Source organism: Shewanella sp. MSW (assembly GCF_007636515.1).
GTDB classification, from domain to species: domain Bacteria; phylum Pseudomonadota; class Gammaproteobacteria; order Enterobacterales; family Shewanellaceae; genus Shewanella; species Shewanella indica.
Map to the genome: position 1 here is coordinate 14208 of NZ_LVDR01000015.1, position 17279 is coordinate 31486.

General features: G+C 53.7%; 19 protein-coding genes and 1 riboswitch. Of the genes, 5 read left to right on the forward strand and 14 right to left on the reverse strand.

Annotated elements, in window-relative coordinates:
* Positions 1-229: 229 nt before the first annotated feature.
* Positions 230-1486, reverse strand: a complete 1257-nt coding sequence (locus AYI96_RS15320; RefSeq protein WP_144361922.1) for an adenylosuccinate synthetase — start codon at positions 1484-1486, stop codon at positions 230-232.
* A 216-nt stretch (positions 1487-1702) separates the two neighbouring features.
* On the opposite strand from AYI96_RS15320, the gene AYI96_RS15325 reads away from it, so the two are divergent.
* Positions 1703-2590, forward strand: a complete 888-nt coding sequence (locus tag AYI96_RS15325; protein ID WP_039032751.1) for a LysR family transcriptional regulator — start codon at positions 1703-1705, stop codon at positions 2588-2590.
* 81 nt (positions 2591-2671) lie between these two features.
* Here AYI96_RS15325 and AYI96_RS15330 read toward each other — a convergent pair whose 3' ends face one another.
* A complete protein-coding gene (locus AYI96_RS15330; protein WP_144361923.1) occupies positions 2672-3295 on the reverse strand; it encodes a 2OG-Fe(II) oxygenase in 624 nt (207 codons plus the stop codon).
* A gap of 339 nt (positions 3296-3634) precedes the next feature.
* Between AYI96_RS15330 and AYI96_RS15335 the strand changes: the two genes are divergently transcribed.
* Both AYI96_RS15335 and AYI96_RS15340 read left to right on the forward strand, forming a co-directional pair.
* Positions 3635-4243 carry a chemotaxis protein gene (locus tag AYI96_RS15335; RefSeq protein WP_144361924.1) on the forward strand — a complete coding sequence of 203 codons (609 nt, stop codon included), beginning with the start codon at positions 3635-3637 and terminating at the stop codon, positions 4241-4243.
* Between the two features lie 12 nt (positions 4244-4255).
* Positions 4256-4996, forward strand: a complete 741-nt coding sequence (locus AYI96_RS15340) for an MBL fold metallo-hydrolase (protein WP_100142411.1) — start codon at positions 4256-4258, stop codon at positions 4994-4996.
* Between the two features lie 67 nt (positions 4997-5063).
* Here the strand turns inward: AYI96_RS15340 and AYI96_RS15345 are convergent, their stop codons facing one another.
* The 11 genes from AYI96_RS15345 to hinT form a co-directional block, all read right to left on the reverse strand.
* Positions 5064-5612: an NAD(P)H nitroreductase gene (locus tag AYI96_RS15345; protein WP_025887130.1), complete on the reverse strand. Its 549-nt coding sequence runs from the start codon at positions 5610-5612 to the stop codon at positions 5064-5066.
* Positions 5613-5703: 91 nt separating this feature from the next.
* Complete coding sequence (locus AYI96_RS15350) at positions 5704-6315, reverse strand: DoxX family protein (protein WP_144361925.1); 612 nt, start codon at positions 6313-6315, stop codon at positions 5704-5706.
* A gap of 228 nt (positions 6316-6543) precedes the next feature.
* Entirely contained in the window at positions 6544-7389 is an 846-nt protein-coding gene (locus AYI96_RS15355) for a DUF6279 family lipoprotein (RefSeq protein ID WP_144361926.1), read from the reverse strand.
* A gap of 52 nt (positions 7390-7441) precedes the next feature.
* A complete protein-coding gene (locus tag AYI96_RS15360; RefSeq protein ID WP_144361927.1) occupies positions 7442-8548 on the reverse strand; it encodes a phosphotransferase in 1107 nt (368 codons plus the stop codon).
* Positions 8545-9195, reverse strand: a complete 651-nt coding sequence (gene pnuC, locus AYI96_RS15365) for a nicotinamide riboside transporter PnuC (protein ID WP_025011200.1) — start codon at positions 9193-9195, stop codon at positions 8545-8547. The genes AYI96_RS15360 and pnuC overlap by 4 nt, the downstream gene beginning before the upstream one ends.
* Before the next feature lie 3 nt (positions 9196-9198).
* The gene (locus AYI96_RS15370) at positions 9199-9459 is read right to left on the reverse strand and encodes a hypothetical protein (RefSeq protein ID WP_039032745.1); all 261 of its coding nucleotides are present in this window, start codon (positions 9457-9459) and stop codon (positions 9199-9201) included.
* 63 nt (positions 9460-9522) lie between these two features.
* Positions 9523-11679, reverse strand: coding sequence for a TonB-dependent receptor (locus tag AYI96_RS15375; RefSeq protein WP_144361928.1), 2157 nt, complete (start codon positions 11677-11679; stop codon positions 9523-9525).
* A gap of 55 nt (positions 11680-11734) precedes the next feature.
* Positions 11735-11844: riboswitch (TPP riboswitch) on the reverse strand.
* Between the two features lie 145 nt (positions 11845-11989).
* Entirely contained in the window at positions 11990-12379 is a 390-nt protein-coding gene (locus AYI96_RS15380; RefSeq protein ID WP_039032744.1) for a YcfL family protein, read from the reverse strand.
* 17 nt (positions 12380-12396) lie between these two features.
* Positions 12397-12849: a PaaI family thioesterase gene (locus tag AYI96_RS15385; RefSeq protein ID WP_039032743.1), complete on the reverse strand. Its 453-nt coding sequence runs from the start codon at positions 12847-12849 to the stop codon at positions 12397-12399.
* Positions 12846-13346: a PaaI family thioesterase gene (locus AYI96_RS15390; protein WP_039032742.1), complete on the reverse strand. Its 501-nt coding sequence runs from the start codon at positions 13344-13346 to the stop codon at positions 12846-12848. The genes AYI96_RS15385 and AYI96_RS15390 overlap by 4 nt, the downstream gene beginning before the upstream one ends.
* A complete protein-coding gene (gene hinT, locus AYI96_RS15395) occupies positions 13343-13699 on the reverse strand; it encodes a purine nucleoside phosphoramidase (protein WP_039032741.1) in 357 nt (118 codons plus the stop codon). The genes AYI96_RS15390 and hinT overlap by 4 nt, the downstream gene beginning before the upstream one ends.
* 241 nt (positions 13700-13940) lie before the next feature.
* On the opposite strand from hinT, the gene AYI96_RS15400 reads away from it, so the two are divergent.
* On the forward strand, positions 13941-15695 hold the full coding sequence (locus AYI96_RS15400) for a M61 family metallopeptidase (RefSeq protein WP_144361929.1): 1755 nt from the start codon (positions 13941-13943) through the stop codon (positions 15693-15695).
* Positions 15696-16208: 513 nt separating this feature from the next.
* On the opposite strand, the gene AYI96_RS20600 is transcribed toward AYI96_RS15400, so the two are convergent.
* Positions 16209-16340 (reverse strand): hypothetical protein, encoded by a 132-nt coding sequence (locus AYI96_RS20600; RefSeq protein ID WP_260853010.1) that lies wholly within the window; start codon positions 16338-16340, stop codon positions 16209-16211.
* Positions 16341-16523: 183 nt separating this feature from the next.
* Here AYI96_RS20600 and AYI96_RS15405 point away from each other — a divergent pair, with 183 nt between their 5' ends.
* On the forward strand, positions 16524-17264 hold the full coding sequence (locus AYI96_RS15405; protein ID WP_039032739.1) for a cytochrome b/b6 domain-containing protein: 741 nt from the start codon (positions 16524-16526) through the stop codon (positions 17262-17264).
* Positions 17265-17279 lie beyond the last annotated feature (15 nt).

Genomic DNA, 17279 nt, shown 5'->3' on the forward strand with positions numbered 1-17279 from the left:
TGTTAACAAATGGTTTCTTTCAAAACGACTGTAAAAATCAAAGCCAATGATAACAGCAGGTCAGTTCAAAGGGCACGGCAATAAATTGAAATGCGGAGGGGAAATAGCTAACAGCAAAGAAAGCACAATGACCCAAATAAAGCTCGGTCAATTAAGAAATACTATGATGCCCAAGCCTCCCTAAACTATGTCACACACGGAGAGACTTGGGCATAAACAGGCAACCTTGTTAACGCAGGATCATCTGCGCCCGCTCTGGGCCAACAGAGATCATTTTCACCGGAACACCCATCAGCTCTTCAACCCGCTGCACGTACTTTTGTGCCGCCAGTGGCAGGCTCTCAAAGGTGCGGCAAGCCGTGATGTCTTCGCTCCAGCCTTCCATCTGCTCATAAACAGGCGCCAAAGCAGAGGTTTGTGGCCAAATCGGGTTTTCGCTGTGATCGCCCTGATAATCGATGCAGATTTTCAGATCCTGCATCCCACTCAAACAATCCAGCTTGGTCAGCGCCACTTCGGTCGCCGCCTGCAGCTCGACACCGTTGCGGGTGGCCACAGCATCGAAATAGCCCATATCACGGGGACGCCCGGTTACCGCGCCGTACTCATTGGCGGCTTCGCGGAAGTTGTCCTGCTCTTCCATGGCGGTGATCAAGGTGCCGGTTCCAACGGAGGAGCTGAAGGACTTGGCTACCGCAATCACCCGCTCGGGGCGCAGTGCCGGTAAACCACTGCCAAGACCGGCATAAGCAGCGGTCACGTTGGAAGAAGTGGTCCAAGGGTATTCACCGTAAACCAGATCACGACCCGCGCCCAACTGGGCTTCAAACAGCAGGTTTTGATCTTTTGCCTGCAGCGCTTTCAGCGGCTCACTCACGTTGCAGATGGCATCACGCCAAGGGGCGGACACTTCCAGCAACCAGGCGGTCATCTCTTCTGCGGTTTGCGAAAATTCAAAAGAGGGATACAGCGCCTTAAGCTGCGGCAGTTTCCAGTCCAGCATAAACTGGATACGTTCACGCAGTACTTCAGGCTGCTTCAACCAACCCACCAGAATGCCTTTTTTCATTACCCGGTCACCGTAAGCCGGGGCAATGCCCTGGCGGGTAGAACCATAAGCGCCGTCACCGAGACGCTCTTCTTCCAGAGTATCTTCAATGGCGTGGATTGGCAGGCACAGAGTCGCCCGGTCGGAAATACACAGATTGACATTGACGCCGGCGGATTTCACCTCGGCAATCTCTTCGGAAAGTGGCGCAGGACTTATCACCATGCCGGGGCCCAATACCGCCAAACAACTTGGATTGAATACGCCGCTAGGCAGTTGATGCAGTTTGAATGTCCCATAGTCATTCACAACTGTGTGGCCGGCATTGTTGCCGCCCTGAAAACGTATACTCGCCGCCGCGCTATCTGCCAGATAGTCCACGATACGGCCTTTACCTTCATCACCCCAGTTTGCACCAACTACAACAATAGACGACATTTCCAGTTCTCCTAAACAAAAACCTGTCTATCCTATGACCACGGCATGAATAAGAAAAATTAATAATCATTATAAGCTTGATAAGAAATCCATATCAGGATATTTTGCATCGGAATCGAAGATAGTGGGCAATTGCCATGACCAAGCCGCCAACCATAAAGCGCCTGCCCCTCAAACGTCAAAAGTACCGTTTAAAAAACCCTTAAAGAGGCTGCTATGCTCGAACTCCATTGGCTTAAGACCTTTGTCACCCTGGCCCGTCTGGAACACTTCGGCAAGGCAGCCAATGAGCTGCATATGACTCAACCCAATGTCAGTTTGCATATCAAGCAGTTGGAGCAAACCACCCGGGTAAAGCTGATTGAGCGTAATCCATTTCGGCTGACCCAAGCCGGTGAGCGCTTGTTAAGGAGTGCACACAACACCCTGATGGAGCTGCAAAGCTGCCAGGCCGATCTCAACGCCATCAATGATCTGTGCCAGGGCACCATGACCATAGCCGCCAGCGATATCATTTCCAGATGGCTGCTGATAGGCCCTTTTCAGTCGTTCAAAACCGAATTCCCCGGCATCGACCTGACGTTGCTGAACACCACATCCTCCCAGGCAGCAGACCTGGTAAAAAGTGCCAAGGCCGATCTCGGCTTTGTTATGGCGCAAAAAGAGAGTCAGCCGCTGCATTTTACCGAGCTGAAACAAGTAAAATGGTACGCCTTGGGCAATGATCTCAAGACCTGGCAGAAGGGTAAAGTCCCAAGCCCGCAGGAAGCACCTACCTTGATACTGCTGGGACATGATACCCGCACCCGGGATCTGATTGACCCGGCGCTTCCCGAGCTCAAACTACCGGAATATCGCATCATGGAAGTGGGCAGCGTGGATGCCCAAATAGACTGGGCCGAAGCCGGTTTCGGTATTGCCATAGTGCCGGACTTTGCCCTGCATCCCAAACTCAATTTGCAGTCCTGCATGACGCCACTGCCCAGTTTCCCCTCGGCCAGCCTGGGATATATAGTGCGCCAGAACCAAGTGCTATCCAAAGCCATCAAAAAACTGCTCCATTGGGTAGATGAAGAGATTCTGCGCTCACCGAGTGTTAGCTGAAGCTACTGCATAAGCCTGATGCCCCTGGATTTAGCTTGTGCTCAAAAATACCGCCCAGAGGCAACATGCCAGTAGTGTTATTTATGGTAGTTCATAGCTACCGGCTACCCGAAACCAACCGGCTATGCTGGCGCGATCTTTATGGGTTGGCAGTACTTCATGGGGGAAACGCTCGCTCAGGAAGATCACCAGAGTGCCCATTCTCGGCGGGATCTGCTCAAGCAAAGCGTCGTCCTCTTCATAGAGCATCAGCTCACCGCCATCACCCTGTTGCCAATCGGGGTTCAAAAAAAATACCGTGGTCAAGATCCGGTTGCGACTGCCCCGCAGCGCATCTAAGTGTTTACGGTAAAAAGTACCAGGGCGATAAAAGGCGTAATGGCTTTCATAATCGAATAGCCCCATAAACAGGCGCTGGTTAAGCCCATGACGCAAGTAGGCCATATACTCCAAATAGTCGGCATCCGGCTGTTGTGCTTCATGCAACCAGCGGATCCTGTCTGAACGTATCTCCTGCTCACGCACGCGCTCATTGCCTCGGCCGATTTCAGCCCAGCGAAAACTCTCTACCGGCGAGTGGTTAACCTTATCCAGCAACGCGCGGCTCAATGTCTCCGGCAGCACATCCTCAAGCACTATGTATCCCCTGTCTGTAAGTGCATCGGCAATCCTGTCCAATAGTTCATCGTCTAACAGCGAAACCAAATGGGTATCCTCTCTGAAATGCTGCGGCTGTTGTTGCCTGTGTACTGACAAAGCCACAACCTAAAAAGCCCCCACTCGAATAAAGCAGGGGCTGGTTCTGATAGTTGCGGATACTAGAGCATTCGATTTGGGCTGACAATCAAAATAAAACTTTCAATTCATATGGTTACAACACTAAGCATCTATTCTCAAAGAGGCTCTTCAAGCTAAACAGGGTGCAAATTCAAGCGCTTGAGTTGTAGCTTGAATCCATTGGTGGGAAAAATCAGCTCGCGCCTGTGGGCAAGTTAATTATCTTCTATACTCTCAAACAGGATTATGACTGTAAAACAGTGAATTATGGGATCAGAACGTCAACCAACGCGTCAGTTCTATGTTCGTGCCGCCATCATAGCCGCCGAACTGGAAAAGACTCAGGGCCACTGCAAAGAGATTAATATCATCGCCAGCAATGCCCAGGCGGCATCGATTCGTGCCGGCAGTATGGCGCTGGGCTTTAAGGCGCTGACCCACTCCATCGACGAACTGGCGCATTTCACCACCCACTCAGCCGCGAGAATCAATCATCTGGCACAGACCATCAGCCGCCTGACCAGCGAGCAGACCAGAGTCCGCAAGGCGATGCTGCAATTTGCCCGCGCCAGGGAGAAAGCCCGCAAAGCCCGTTATGGCGACAGCATCATGTCGGCGCTGGAGAAGAACAGCCAACACTTTATGGCCCTTGAGCAGCAGTGCAAACGCCTGAGCCTGGATATTGAATTGCAATTGGAAGAACTCTGCCAGCAGCTGAAAACCGCTAAAGTGCTGGCCTCGCTGTGCCGCATCGAAGCCTGCCGGATAAAACCCGCCGATCAGGCCACTTTCAACCATGTTGCCAACCGGGTCGATGCCGCTGCCGGCGCGATCCGCACTCAGGTAGATAAGGCGATTCAATTACTTGAACAATAAGGGAGTACAGGGATGAAGAGCCAACTCTTGTTGGAAACCCATAGCCACAAATGGATCTATTTTGGCCGTGATCCGGACAAACCCGACGGCATCATAGACACCAATCAATATATGTTGGTCACTGCCGAGCAGGCTCTGCTGATGGACCCGGGGGGTATAGAGCTATTTGCCCCCATGCTGGCCAATGTGGTTTGTCACATCCCCATTGAACAACTCACCCATCTATTCGCCTCCCATCAGGATCCCGATATCATCTCCTCCCTGGGGCTGTGGGATCAGACGCTGGAGCGTGCCCAGCTGCACGCACCCTGGATTTGGGAAGGTTTTATCCGCCATTTCGGGATGGAGCATATCCAATACCAGGCCATTAAAGATCAAGGCGGCAAGCTGACGCTCGATGGCGTAGAGGTGCAGTTTATTCCGGCTCATTATCTGCACGCTTCCGGCAATTTTCATGTCTACGACCCTGTCGGCAAAGTGCTGATGTCGGGCGATATAGGTGCGGCACTGGAAGACACGGATGCCGGGCTATTTGTCGATGACTTTGGCCGTCACACCGAGAAGATGCGCTTTTTCCATCAAAGATGGATGCCCTCCAACCGCGCCAAGCAGGACTGGATAGCCAGAGTGAGAGAACTGGAGCTGGACTATTTATGTCCGCAGCACGGACGGATATTCAGGGGCGAGCAGATACCTGAGTTTCTCGACTGGTTTGAACGCCTGGAAGTGGGGGTTGCGGTCACAGGCAACTGAATGTAATAGCTTGATGCCATGAGCTTAGCTCATGGCAAATTCTCCGCCATTAAGTGTCCTGCAGCAATCAGAGATAGCGGGCAAAGGCGCTGCCCTCTTTGGTGGCTTTGAGCGGCGCTTCAACCACAGGGGTGCCCAGATAGAGAAAGCCCACTATCTGATCGCTGCCATCAAGCCCCAGCGCCGTATTGACAGTAGAGTCAAAGGCAAAGGCACCTGTGCGCCATATTCCGCCAAGTCCCTGGGCAAATGCGGCCTGTTGCATCGCCATTACGGCGCAGCCGGCTGCCAATTGCTGCTCCAGCTCAGGCACCTTGGGATGATCTTTGGTCTTGGCAACCACGGTTATCACCATAGGCGCCCTAAGCGGCATACCGGCAGCCTTGTTGATAAATCCCTCGTCGGCACCATCTGCTGTGGCAGCCGCCACAAAAATATCCGCCAGGCGATTGAGTCCTTCACCGGTAGCAATAATAAACTCCCAAGGCGCCAAGCCACCGTGATCCGGTACTCTGGCCGCGGCATCCAGGATAATTTTCAGTTGCGCCTCATTCGGCGCCGGAGCCTGCAGTCGTGGACATGATTGTCGGGTAAGAAGAAGAGTAAGTGCGTCCAATGCGCGATCCTCAGCTGAGATATCAATGACTTCACAGGATACCAAATCCGCCCCGGAACGCCAGAGTTTAAAAACCGGGACTCAGCAACAATCAGCCGAGATTAGCGGTTTTGGGCAGCCATTTACGGCCAATAAAATAGTCCACACTGGTGTAACGGCCGCCGCCCATAAACAGCAATACCAACAGCATAATGAAATAGGTGGCCGCAAACTCAATGCCGTTGTTGAGGATCACCAGGTTACCCGAACTGGTCAGCCAGTCGTAATTGCCGTGTTGCTGCAGTATCCCCTTGGCCCGCTCAAGCTTCTCCACCGAAGCCATCACCCTGTCGTTTGCGAGCCAGGATGAGGGGTCGGCAATCGCCAGCCAGCCGTTGGACCAGTGCACACTGAAGGCCGCCACCAACATGGTAATACTCATGGGGATAGCCACCAGCCGAGTGGCCAACCCGAGCAGAAGCAGCAAGCCACCAAAAAATTCGGTCCCGGCGGCCAGCGCCACCATCACTTCAGGCATGGGCAAGCCCAGCCCCCAGTCCGGATTACCAAACCAGGCCGCTGTGTCACTGAAGTGGCTGAGTTTGTTGTAACCGGCCTGCACCAGCACCGGCGCCAGATAGAGCCGCAGCGCCAAAGGTGCCAGGCCATCGAAGTGGCGCAGGGATTTGAAAAATGCCGCATAGGTTTGAATGATGGCTTGCATGAAAACCTCCTTATTCGGGGGAGTATTCCTGTCATGTTGCAGTTGACCCGACAATAAACGATTTTATTTCAGTCTTTACTTTAGGAAGCTGCAAACAAGTCCCATGCCTGCTCTGCGTCCGCTTACGGGCCTGGATGCAAGGCGTGGTTCGCGGGCAAATGCCCCTTCTACAGACCAAAGACTCGCTTTACGACCCCATAAGCTCAGGGCTATGTCTGCCTCATAAGCTCAGGGCTGTGCCTGACTCAGTTCATCCAGATCGTCAATCAAGTTGCCCAGCTTACGCTTGAAGTGTTTTTGCTGGCGCTCACTCAGGCTCTGGTGCAATTGCAATAACAGCATGCCGAAGTTTTCCGTGTTCTGCGCCAATTTCTGCTTGTGCACATCTGACTTGAGCTCATCGGGCGTTGTTATCAGCAGCCGTAAGCGCTGTGCCAACAAGTCAGAATCACTGCGTTGCAGCAAGGCTTGTTTGAACTGCCGGAGCCACTCGTGACGATACTCGAGCCACATATCCAGGGTCGCCAGTCGGCGGCTGTTGTGCTCATGGATCAGGGCCTTTTGCTGCTCACTCAAACGCCCCAGCCAATCGGCAAACAGCTCCTCCAGCCGTTCATCCGCATCTTCAATCAGTTGTTCCTGGTTCTTGTCCTTGTATTCATCCACCAGCTCCTGCTCATCGGCCTCCAGTTTGGCAATCACCTGGGCGACCTGTTGGTCACTCAAAGAAGCGATAAGGGGCAAAAGATCGTCAAACACCTGGGCAAACAGCCGAAACCAGTGATCTCTTGCCGTATCCACATGACGACGCCAACTCTGTGGCGTTAAAGTGCCATCGGCAAGCTCGGTTTGCAGCGTTTTTAACTGGGCACTGTATCTGGGTAGCTCCTGGCGGCGATGCCAGGCGAGAAAAGGGTCGAGAATGGCGTCAAACGCCTGCTCCTGTTGCCGGTCGAGAGTGACATAATCTTCCAGCTGCCACTCTATGGCCCAATCGAGGAAATAATAGCTGACCTTGGTGGAGCAGGCACTGAGCGCAATAAGCAGCGCCAGGGCAATAACAATGCGTTTCATCCATTAAATACTTTAAGTTGGCTAAGGCCAGGCGACCGCTTCCCTGCCTGACTCATTGATGCTTTACAAGATGCCAGAAGTCATCAAACCAGTCGAGATAAGACTGCTGCTGATTGTCCCAGGCCATCTGCAAGGCCCAGCAGCAGGCAAACAGCCAGTAGACATCGACGGCTGCAGCCACGGCCAGGTGGGCATCGTCGGTTAAATGCGGATGCTGCTCAAGATAGTGATAGATGAGCCACTGCTGCCCCTCGGCGCTCAGTTGATGGGATGACAGCACCCCGGCCAACTCAAACAGCGGGTGGGAAGCGCAGGCATATTCAAAATCGACGCACTTGAGTCCATCCTCGGCCAGCAGCAAATTATGAGGATTGAGATCCCTGTGACAATACTGCGGCCTCAGCAGACAGGCCTCCAGCCGAGTGTTGCACTGCTCGAATAACCCTTGGGCCGAATGAAGTTGCATGAGCCGTTGTTGCCAGCTTGAAGGCTGCCCCCGGCTCAGTGCCATGTCATCGAGCCGCTCCAGATAGATGCGCCACTGCTCGGCAACACTGATTTCGAGCTTGGGGGCCGGCAATGCCCTCAGCCCCAGCAGCAACTCCAGCAGTAAGGCCTGAGGTGATTTGCCTTGCCTGGCTCCCAATACAGCGCCTGAGCCAACTTCATGTTTAGGCTCATGTCTAGGCTCATGTTTAGAATCATGTTTAGGCTCATGTTTGCGCTCAGGCAGGTCAGAGAAGCTGTTGCGATTAACAAAGGCATTATGAGCCGCGCTTGCGATCTCGGCCGCGCCTTTGGATGCGAGTAACTGCTGCCAGTTGGCTTGCGGCGCTTGTTCGATAAAGCGGCTCAGATATAACCCCTTGTCAGCGCTGACCCAAATCAGCCCTGGTGCCAAATTCGCCTTCTCGGCAACCCGCCAACATGCCAGTTCGTTGTTTCTGTCGCAGATACGGTCTGAGCCCGGGGAATTGACTCTCAGCACCATTGACTCGCTACCGGCTTGCAAGAGCCAGTTTTGGTTGCTTAGCCCAAGGGGGAGCGGCTTGGCCCCCTCAAGCGGCCACAACTGTAGCCGCTTGAGGGCGGCGTTGAGCTCGCAGCTCAAACCTTCACCCAGACTGGCCTCAAGTTCTGTCAGCGGTTTGCCTTTCATGCCGCGCCGCTTTCAAGCTGTGAGGAGTCGCGACCGCGGGATTCCTGGGCTCTGGCGCGCCAGATAAAGTATCCGGCTACCGCCATCCCCACGTAGAGCACAAACAAGAGTGAGGTCAACATCAAGCCCTTGCTTAAATAGAGATAGATGGACACCAGATCGATAACCACCCAATAGAGCCAGTTTTCCAGCACTTTGCGCGCCACCAGAAAAGTCGTCATCACAGCAAAACAGCTGGTTGCCGCATCCAGGTAGGGGAAGGCTGCCTGAGTGAAAGTCGCCATCATATGACCGACAAACAGAGACACCAACCCAGTCAACAGAATCAGCACCAGGTGCCGCTGCCAGGGCCAGGAGGTCACGGCCACTCCTTGATGGTTTTCCCCACCCCGGCGCCAGAGCCAGTATCCGTACAGCGCCATCGCCATGTAATAGACGTTGAGCACTGACTCCATCAGCAGCGCGACTTTCCAGAACAGCACAGTGTAGATGGCGGTGCTGGCAAAGGCTGCCGCCCAACACCAGATATTGGCTTTCATGGCCAGCAGCAGATAGGCCAAGGCCAATACCACGGCTACCGCTTCCCAGGCGCCCATCCCCTGGGCCTGAGAGCCGGCCTCGGCGAGCCAGTGCCAGAATTCACTCATGGGTTATTCCCTGTGGCCCAAGTTCAGCTCACCGCCGATAAATTTACAGACAAACACCGCCTTGCCAAATTTCTCGTGCGCTGCCTGCATCTCAGTGGCCAGCATGGTCATCACCTCGGCATAATCTCCGCACACCTGAGTCGCCATGGCATTGGTGGTTCTCTCAATGTTGGCATAACTGTCCAGGCGCTTGATAAACCATTGAATAGGTTCCAGATACTCATCGTGGAGCGGATACATGCTGATTTCGGCAGTTAACTTCATTTTACATCTCCTGTAATGAACCGGGGCGCTGCAACACGCCCCGGCCGACAACGGCTTATGCCATCAGATAAATTTGACGTTGAAGGTCACACCAATCTGGCGTGGGTCCCCGTAGCGGATATATTGCTTCTCGGCCCAGTTTTGATCCGGCTCATTGCCGAAGTAGAAACCGCGCACGCCGTATTTTTCATCGAACAGGTTGCGGCCCCAGAGGTAAACCGACCACTTGTCGGCCTCATAGCCCAGCTTGGCGTTGACCACTTGATAGTCTTCAGAGCGAGAGTCATTGCTGTCTGAGTAGTAGAACGCACTCTTGCCACTGCTGTTGAGGTTGGCAAACCAGCCCATGTCATTGCGCCAGGTCATGCCGAGACTATAGGTCCATCTCGGCGAGTGGGCCAGTTCCCGGCCGCTGAGATCCACAGGGTTGCCATATTTATCCTGATACAGGTAATCACCGTATTCTGTCTGCAGATACCCAAGGCTGGTGTAGAACTGCAGTGAATCTGTGGGATACCAGTTGGCTTCCAGCTCGGCGCCATAGTTATTGGAGCTGCCGGCGTTTTCGGTGAACAGAATAAAGCGCTGGGGATCGACAGGATCCTGCAGCGAGGCCGCTACCTGCTGATCTTCCCTGTCCATAAAGAACAGTGCCAGACGGGTATCCAGCAAGCCATCGGCCCAGCTGGATTTCAGCCCCAGTTCATAGTTGTAGAGGATTTCGGTATCGAACTCTTTCTTGTCGGCCAGCTCCTGGGGCAGCGTCATATTAAAACCACCGGCCTTGTAGCCTCTGGCTATCCGAACATAGGCTTCATGGTGTTCAGCCAGCGCCTTGGATAGGGCGATATGGCCGCCCCACATGTTTTCCGATGGGCTAAAGGCATCACCATTGCTGTCGCTGTAGTCACTCTCACGTCGCTCGATACGAGCACCGATAGACAGGCTGTAGCCCGCCCCCAGATCTGAGTCCAACTGGGCAAACACCGCATAGTTACTGGCGCTGTAGCGGGAAGTCAGCACTTCATCCGGCCCGCCGTTGTATTCAGAGTAGAGATCATTGTCCTCATCGAGATCCATAAAATAGAGCCCGGCCAGCCAGTCGGTGCTGCCGCCGAAAATCCGCCCGGCCTCGTTGGAACTGAATCTGAACTCCTGTGACAGAGTGCGCCGCTCGCCACGCTTATCCCAGGTGTAATCGTACTCACAGGGTGCGCCGCCGCACTCTTTTCCGGCCCAGTAATCCGGGTTGGCCCAGTCACCGTCGTAACCGTGGTGATGATCTGTGGCGGCATAGCTTGACAGGGACACCAGCTCAAAAGCCTCAAAGCCGGTATAACTCAGCTTGAGGCTGGAACCCGTGGTGCGCTGTTTGTCGACGCCCGGCGCATCGGTAATGGTATCGAAGCCGTTATTGTCCAGAGTCCAGGCATCATAACCATTGTCAAAATCGGCGTGCAGTAGAGTGAAGTCTGCCTGCAACTTGTCGGTGGCGTACCAGCGCAGCTTGATACGGCCGCTGAATTCATCACGCTCATTGGTATCGTCACGGCCCAGATACAGGTTGTCGCGATAACCGTTCTGCTTGTGTTGCTGCAGCGCCACACGATAGAGCAGCTTGCCGGAATCTGTCACTGGGCCGGAACTGAAGCCGCTGAAGGTTTGCAGATTATCATTACCGAGCGAGACTTCGGCGCCGTGCTCGAATACGTCTGTGGGATCATTGCTCTTGAGATAGATAAGACCGGCCAGGGCATTGGCGCCATAGCGGGTGCCCTGAGGGCCGCGCAGCACTTCAAACTGCTGCAGATCGTACAGGCTGGAAACGCTGCCCAGCCCGGAGAGATCGATATCATCGATAATAAAGCCCACAGAGGAGTTGGGCGCTCCCTGGTATTGCTCCTGCTCACCGACCCCGCGGATCTGGAAGTATCTTGGCCGGGAGCTGGCACCTGACCAGTTGAAGTTGGCTACGTTACCCAGCATATCTTCGAAATGCTCGGCGCCTTGATCTTCAATGCGCTGCTCGTCGATAACAGTCACGCTGGAGGGCATCTTCTCCAGCGTCAGGCCACGAAAGTCGCCGCTGACGACTATCACTTCCATGGCTTGTTGCTCATCTTGCTTTTCAACGCCGGGATTATCGGCGGCATGAACGGGTGCCCACAGCAGCATCTGAATGGTACTGGCGAGCAGAGTAGGTACGGTAAACTTGGACATAGGACCTCAAATATTCACAGTTTGAGATCCGGCAATAAGAAAGCGAGTTGAAAGTGCACGAATTGTGGCCCATTCCTACGCCGGTACTAGCCGGATCAGGTTCTAAGGGTTCGTCATACGACATCTCAGTCAACCGCAATGCGGTAAACACCCCTTGGCGAGGGCCAGTATACACGAGTTACCAACAAAAGTGAGCCAGGTTGCCAAATTGTATCTGGGGGGATAAAAAACCGCCCACTCCATTAGTCCCATTCGTTGAGCATCAACTGGAATAATGGTTCGGGCGGCAGTGGTGCCGAGGTTGCAACTTTTAGTTTGAAAAGGCCTCGCGCACATAGATCTCAAAACGACTGGCAGTCGGATTCGGCGCCACGGCGCTCACCTGCAACTGCTGTTTGCCATGTAGTTTGACCGACTTCCAGGACACACCTTCATCATCCAGGGTATAACCGCTGGCGTCATACCAGGTGAATTTGTACTGAACACGCATATCGGTAGCGACTTTGCTGCTGATGGTGGCAGTACCTCTGAGCAAACCGCCCTCACCTCTGGCCATAAGATCACCCACACTCACCGAGCGGGCAAAGCTGCTGTTGTCGATGCGACTTTCACCGGTCGAGCTGGCATACACCCCGGCCGTATGGTTGGCGCAGCCTGCCAGAGCCAGCAGGGTTGCTGCTATTACCAAGACTTTTTTCATCTGCCAATCCCTTATTCTCAATCAATCAAAAAGTGTGCCCGGGCGGTTGCAATCAGCTGCTTGCGGTTGGTCTGCCAGCAGTCGATATTGACATTGGCCACTCGCCGTCCCTGACGGGTTATTCGGCACTCGGCGAAACTATCCTTATGATAACCGGCACGTAAGTAGTCGATGGAAAAATCAACCACCTTAGGCACCTTACTGGTTTGCATAAACACCATAAGCTGGATGATGGCCGACATCTCCATAAACCCGGCTATCACGCCGCCATGAATGGCCGGCAGTACCGGGTTACCTATGTTGTCATCTTTGGCCGGCAAGCGAAATACCAGCTCATCGCCAAACCGTTCTACCAACATGCCAATAAAGCGGGCGTAGGGAACATGCTCAAGTAAATGACTGAAATCATTGGTTTCTGTCACTTTGGCAACTATGCTTTTTACATCCAGGGATGCCTTGGGATCTGTCATTTCGTCTCCTCACCCATCAGTGCCTTACGGAAAGTGTCCCCAATCATTTCAGGGCTTATCCGCATAAAGGAGCCAACCGCATGGGCGATGGGGTCGTCTATGCTGTCCTGATAGGCGATGGCCCGGGTAAACGCGACGCTGGATGACAACTTATAACACTCGGCAAAACCATACACCGGCTTGTGGGGCTCGGCGGGCTTCATATAGTCGACCCGCAGATCCAGAGTCGGCGAGATCTCCAGCGAACCGTATTTGTCCTTGATGGCACAAACCACGGCGCAACCACTGGCAGTATCCATCAAAGTGGTGATAACCCCACCATGGATAACTCCGGTTTCAGGGTAACCCACCAGCTCAGTGCTGTAAGGCAACTCTATCAGTACATGGTGTTCACTGCCCTCATGCACCTTGAGCCCGAGGCGACGGCACTGGGCCAACTGGTTGACAAAACGGCTCGCCAGGGTCGTCAGCGGGAAAAACTCCGGATTGACTTTCATGACGCTGAACTCACCATAGGCCCCAAGGCTTTACCGCCAAGCAGATGCATGTGGATGTGGAACACTTCCTGGCCGCCATGCTCATTACAGTTAATGATTAAACGATAGCCGTCCTTCGCGATCCCGGCTTCGGCGGCCAGCTTGGCCGCCACTGTCACCATACGGCCTATGGCCTGCTCGTCGGAAGCCTTGGCGTCATTGACTGTGGGGATCAGATGATTGGGCACTATCAGCACATGGGTGGGAGCCTTGGGATTGATATCCCGAAAGGCAGTCACCAACTCGTCCTGATACAGTATGTCCGTGGGTATTTCACGGCGAATAATTTTGCTGAATATGGTTTCTTCGGCCATTTTGCCACTCTCCGGTGTATCGGTTCAGACTCGGCCCAAGGGCCAAATCACTGTGTTCTTGGCAGTATAATACCATTCGGCCCAGAGATGTAATCGGCCGCGGCGATTTGCCCCCCAAGCCTGTTAAAACTCGGCAAGTAATTGCCGCGGCCTGGCTTTTTTGGCAGCATTGTCGCCATGCTCAGCCGGAGATGAACCAATTTGGCTCCCGGCACTCGCCAACGATTCATACGGATATCAGATGATCAGTTATCAGATTTGCCCCATAGATCCACACGCTCACCTGTTCGAGGTCAAAATCACCATTCAGGCACCGGCCCCGAGACAGGAACTTTGGTTGCCATCCTGGATCCCAGGCAGCTACATGGTTCGCGATTTTTGTCGCAATATCATAGATATTCAAGCCTTTGATGAGCTGGAGCGTCCACTCAGCATTACTCAGCTCGACAAGCAGCGCTGGCAGATAAATTCCAATGCCGAATCACTGCAACTGCGCTACTCGGTTTATGCCTGGGATATGTCGGTGCGCAGCGCCCACCTGGATCAGACCCACGGCTTTTTCAACGGCAGCAGCGTCTTTCTTGCGGTGGCCGGCAAAGAGCTTGAGCCGCTGGAGCTGGAAATTCTGCCTCCCAAAGAGGAAGCCAACTGGCAACTGGCAACAACCCTGAGTCGAATCGAAGGTGAAGAGTGGCAGTTCGGCCGTTTCAGCGCCGCCAACTATGATGAGCTTATCGACCATCCGGTGGAGATGGGCACTTTTACCCACGGCAGCTTTGAGGCCTGTGGCGTGCGCCATGATGTGATACTGACCGGGCGTCACCGCTGCCACATGCCCAGGCTGCTTGACGATCTCAAGGCTATTTGCGAGAGCCAAATCCGCCTCTTCGGTGAAGCGCCGTTTGAGCGCTACCTGTTTATGACTCAGGTATTGGGCAATGGCTTTGGAGGGCTGGAACACAGAGCCTCCACCGCCCTGCACTGCTCCCGCAAAGATCTGCCGCTGAGTATGGAGATGCCGGTCAATAAGGATTACCGCACTTATCTGTCGCTCTGCAGTCACGAATACTTCCACAGCTGGAACGTCAAACGCATTAAGCCGGCCAGCTTTATTCCCTACGCGCTGGAAGCCGAGAGCTACACCCGTCAGCTGTGGGCTTATGAAGGCATCACTTCCTACTATGATGACTTGATGACACTCAAAGCCAACAGGGTTTCCAGTGAGCAATATCTGGAGATGCTATCCCAGACTATGACCCGGGTATATCGCATGCCGGGCAGGCAGTTGCAGAGCCTGACAGAATCAAGCTTCAACGCCTGGACCAAGTTCTACAAACAGGATGAAAACGCCGCCAACGCCATCGTCAGCTATTACACCAAGGGAGCTTTGTTTGCCCTGTATCTGGACTTGACTCTGAGACTGGAAACCCAGGGAAAATACACACTGGATAACCTGATGCAAAAGCTGTGGCAGGCCTTTGGCAGCCAGGGGATAGGCACTGAAGATGACTCCCATCGCCGCCTCTATGAGGAGCTGCTTGGCCGGGATGCCAGCGCAGAATTTGCCTTTCTGGATAATACCCAAGAGTTGCCACTGGCGCCCCTGCTGGCGCAATTCGGAATCGAGATGCAGCTTCGCAGTGCCCAAGGCGCTCAGGATCAGGGCGGCGGGGATGTTGAGGGGCAAAAAATCGGCTTGGGAGCCCGCTACAAGGCTGAAGCCCTGGGATTAAGGATTGTAAGTGTGACCAACGGCAGCGCGGCTCACAGCGCCGGGCTCGCGGCTCAGGATTTGCTAATCGCCGCCAATGGTCTGCAGGTCGGCGCTCAATTTGAAAATGAACTGCAACAATATGAGCCCGGCGATAGTCTGGAGTTGCACTTCTTCCGCCGTGATGAGCTGATGACAGGCCTGCTGCCTATCAAACCGGCGGCAATAGATACTGTGTCACTCAAGCTCACCGAACCAGCCAAAGCCAAGGCCTGGCTGGGTTAAGGAAGGTGCGAACAAGTCCCATGCGTGCTCTGCGTCGGCTTACAGGCCTGGATGCAAGGCGTGGTTCGCAGCAAATGGCCCTAGTCCTTTGCAAGAAGCATAACACAGCAGGCAGGCCTGTAAGCCACGCCCTTTGGGGCTTTCACAGCAACCGGCTCTCTACGTTATCCGACTTCGACAGGCCCCGGCATGCCTTCAGTCAGATGCCTTGAACGCCAATTGCTGTGTAAGCCAGAGTGCCGCGAGGACTTATTCGCACCTTCCCTAACTCTCGGCCACAGCGGCCATCAAGTGACGCTGGGCCCAGGTCATCACCTGGGCCCGGTTGCTTAAATTCAGTTTGCGAAATACCCGCTAAAGATGGTTCTTGACCGCAGACGGCAACAGCAGGCATTCATACTCCACCCTTTTGGGGATACCACTTTGCGACCGCGACTCCTGGCGACCTGTTTAAGAATCTTATAGCCCAAGGCCAACGCCACTGTAACCAAATCCAGCAACAGAGTGTCGACATCACATCAGTGTCCATCTATCGGGAGATAAGCAGGACAAGCGTATCAGAAACTCCTGCGGCCAAGGGATATTCATCAGCTCGGTCAACAGAGCAGTTCTGGAAACCACCAGCCACTGCATCACCTTGAACATAGGTTGCCCTCAGCTAAACACCCGCGAAATTTGCATTAACGAAACATAAGCATCAAATCAGACAGCTGCTTGAAACGGAAGTACAGATCTCTGCCAAAAAACTCAAAATGAATAAGAGTTAACTGAACAAGCGCCGCCCCAGGCATTAACATAAAGGGGTAAAACAGATCTGGGGGATCAAACATGGAAACAAATACTGCGGGCGAAGTGCGCCTGTCTCGCTATAAGGCCTGGGATCTTCCCACTCGCCTTTTTCATTGGATAAACCTACTTTTGGTGCTGCTGATGATGACCATCGGCGGGATAATGATGTTCAAATCTAACTTTGGGATCAGTGGTCTCGACGCGAAAATCGGCTTAAAGACACTGCACGTCTGGATAGGTTATGCCTTTGCCATCAACCTGGCATTCAGATTGTTGTGGGGATTATTCGGCCCCATCAAGGCGCGTCTAGGTAAACTACTCCCAAAGAAAGGGGAATTGGCAGGCTATCGCGCAGCCCTCAAGAAAGGCGAAAATCCACAATATCTCGGCCATAATCCGGCGGGCAAACTGGCGGTTATCGCTCTGTTTGGTCTGCTGACCCTGATCATGGTGACAGGTTTAGTGCGAGCCGGTACTGACATCTTCTATCCACCACTGGGCGGCATGGTTCAGGAATATATCGCCGCGGATGGGGTTGAACCTGCCAGTCTCAAACCCTACGATGACACAGGCGTTAATCCAGACAAGGCTGCAGCGATTAAGGGCGCCAAAGGCTTGGCAGGGAAAGTCCATGTCTACAGCGTATATCTGTTACTTCTCTTGGTATTGCTGCATATAGCCGCGGTGATCCACGCCGAGCGTAAGCGTCAGCCCGGTATTATTTCAGCTATGTTTTCCGGCAATAAATATCTGCCAACAACGCCGCTGGATAAAGACTGACAGTGATATGGGCTC

What these genes read in the sequence shown, in the direction of transcription:
- AYI96_RS15380 (WP_039032744.1), bottom strand. Translation starts at nt 12,379, where the DNA reads ATGAAAAAAGTCTTGGTAATAGCAGCAACCCTGCTGGCTCTGGCAGGC.
- AYI96_RS15340 (WP_100142411.1), top strand. Translation starts at nt 4,256, where the DNA reads ATGAAGAGCCAACTCTTGTTGGAAACCCATAGCCACAAATGGATCTAT.
- AYI96_RS15355 (WP_144361926.1), bottom strand. Translation starts at nt 7,389, where the DNA reads ATGAAACGCATTGTTATTGCCCTGGCGCTGCTTATTGCGCTCAGTGCC.
- hinT (WP_039032741.1), bottom strand. Translation starts at nt 13,699, where the DNA reads ATGGCCGAAGAAACCATATTCAGCAAAATTATTCGCCGTGAAATACCC.
- AYI96_RS15385 (WP_039032743.1), bottom strand. Translation starts at nt 12,849, where the DNA reads ATGACAGATCCCAAGGCATCCCTGGATGTAAAAAGCATAGTTGCCAAA.
- pnuC (WP_025011200.1), bottom strand. Translation starts at nt 9,195, where the DNA reads ATGAGTGAATTCTGGCACTGGCTCGCCGAGGCCGGCTCTCAGGCCCAG.
- AYI96_RS15360 (WP_144361927.1), bottom strand. Translation starts at nt 8,548, where the DNA reads ATGAAAGGCAAACCGCTGACAGAACTTGAGGCCAGTCTGGGTGAAGGT.
- AYI96_RS15325 (WP_039032751.1), top strand. Translation starts at nt 1,703, where the DNA reads ATGCTCGAACTCCATTGGCTTAAGACCTTTGTCACCCTGGCCCGTCTG.
- AYI96_RS15400 (WP_144361929.1), top strand. Translation starts at nt 13,941, where the DNA reads ATGATCAGTTATCAGATTTGCCCCATAGATCCACACGCTCACCTGTTC.
- AYI96_RS15335 (WP_144361924.1), top strand. Translation starts at nt 3,635, where the DNA reads ATGGGATCAGAACGTCAACCAACGCGTCAGTTCTATGTTCGTGCCGCC.
- AYI96_RS15370 (WP_039032745.1), bottom strand. Translation starts at nt 9,459, where the DNA reads ATGAAGTTAACTGCCGAAATCAGCATGTATCCGCTCCACGATGAGTAT.
- AYI96_RS15350 (WP_144361925.1), bottom strand. Translation starts at nt 6,315, where the DNA reads ATGCAAGCCATCATTCAAACCTATGCGGCATTTTTCAAATCCCTGCGC.
- AYI96_RS15320 (WP_144361922.1), bottom strand. Translation starts at nt 1,486, where the DNA reads ATGTCGTCTATTGTTGTAGTTGGTGCAAACTGGGGTGATGAAGGTAAA.
- AYI96_RS20600 (WP_260853010.1), bottom strand. Translation starts at nt 16,340, where the DNA reads ATGTTCAAGGTGATGCAGTGGCTGGTGGTTTCCAGAACTGCTCTGTTG.
- AYI96_RS15405 (WP_039032739.1), top strand. Translation starts at nt 16,524, where the DNA reads ATGGAAACAAATACTGCGGGCGAAGTGCGCCTGTCTCGCTATAAGGCC.
- AYI96_RS15375 (WP_144361928.1), bottom strand. Translation starts at nt 11,679, where the DNA reads ATGTCCAAGTTTACCGTACCTACTCTGCTCGCCAGTACCATTCAGATG.
- AYI96_RS15390 (WP_039032742.1), bottom strand. Translation starts at nt 13,346, where the DNA reads ATGAAAGTCAATCCGGAGTTTTTCCCGCTGACGACCCTGGCGAGCCGT.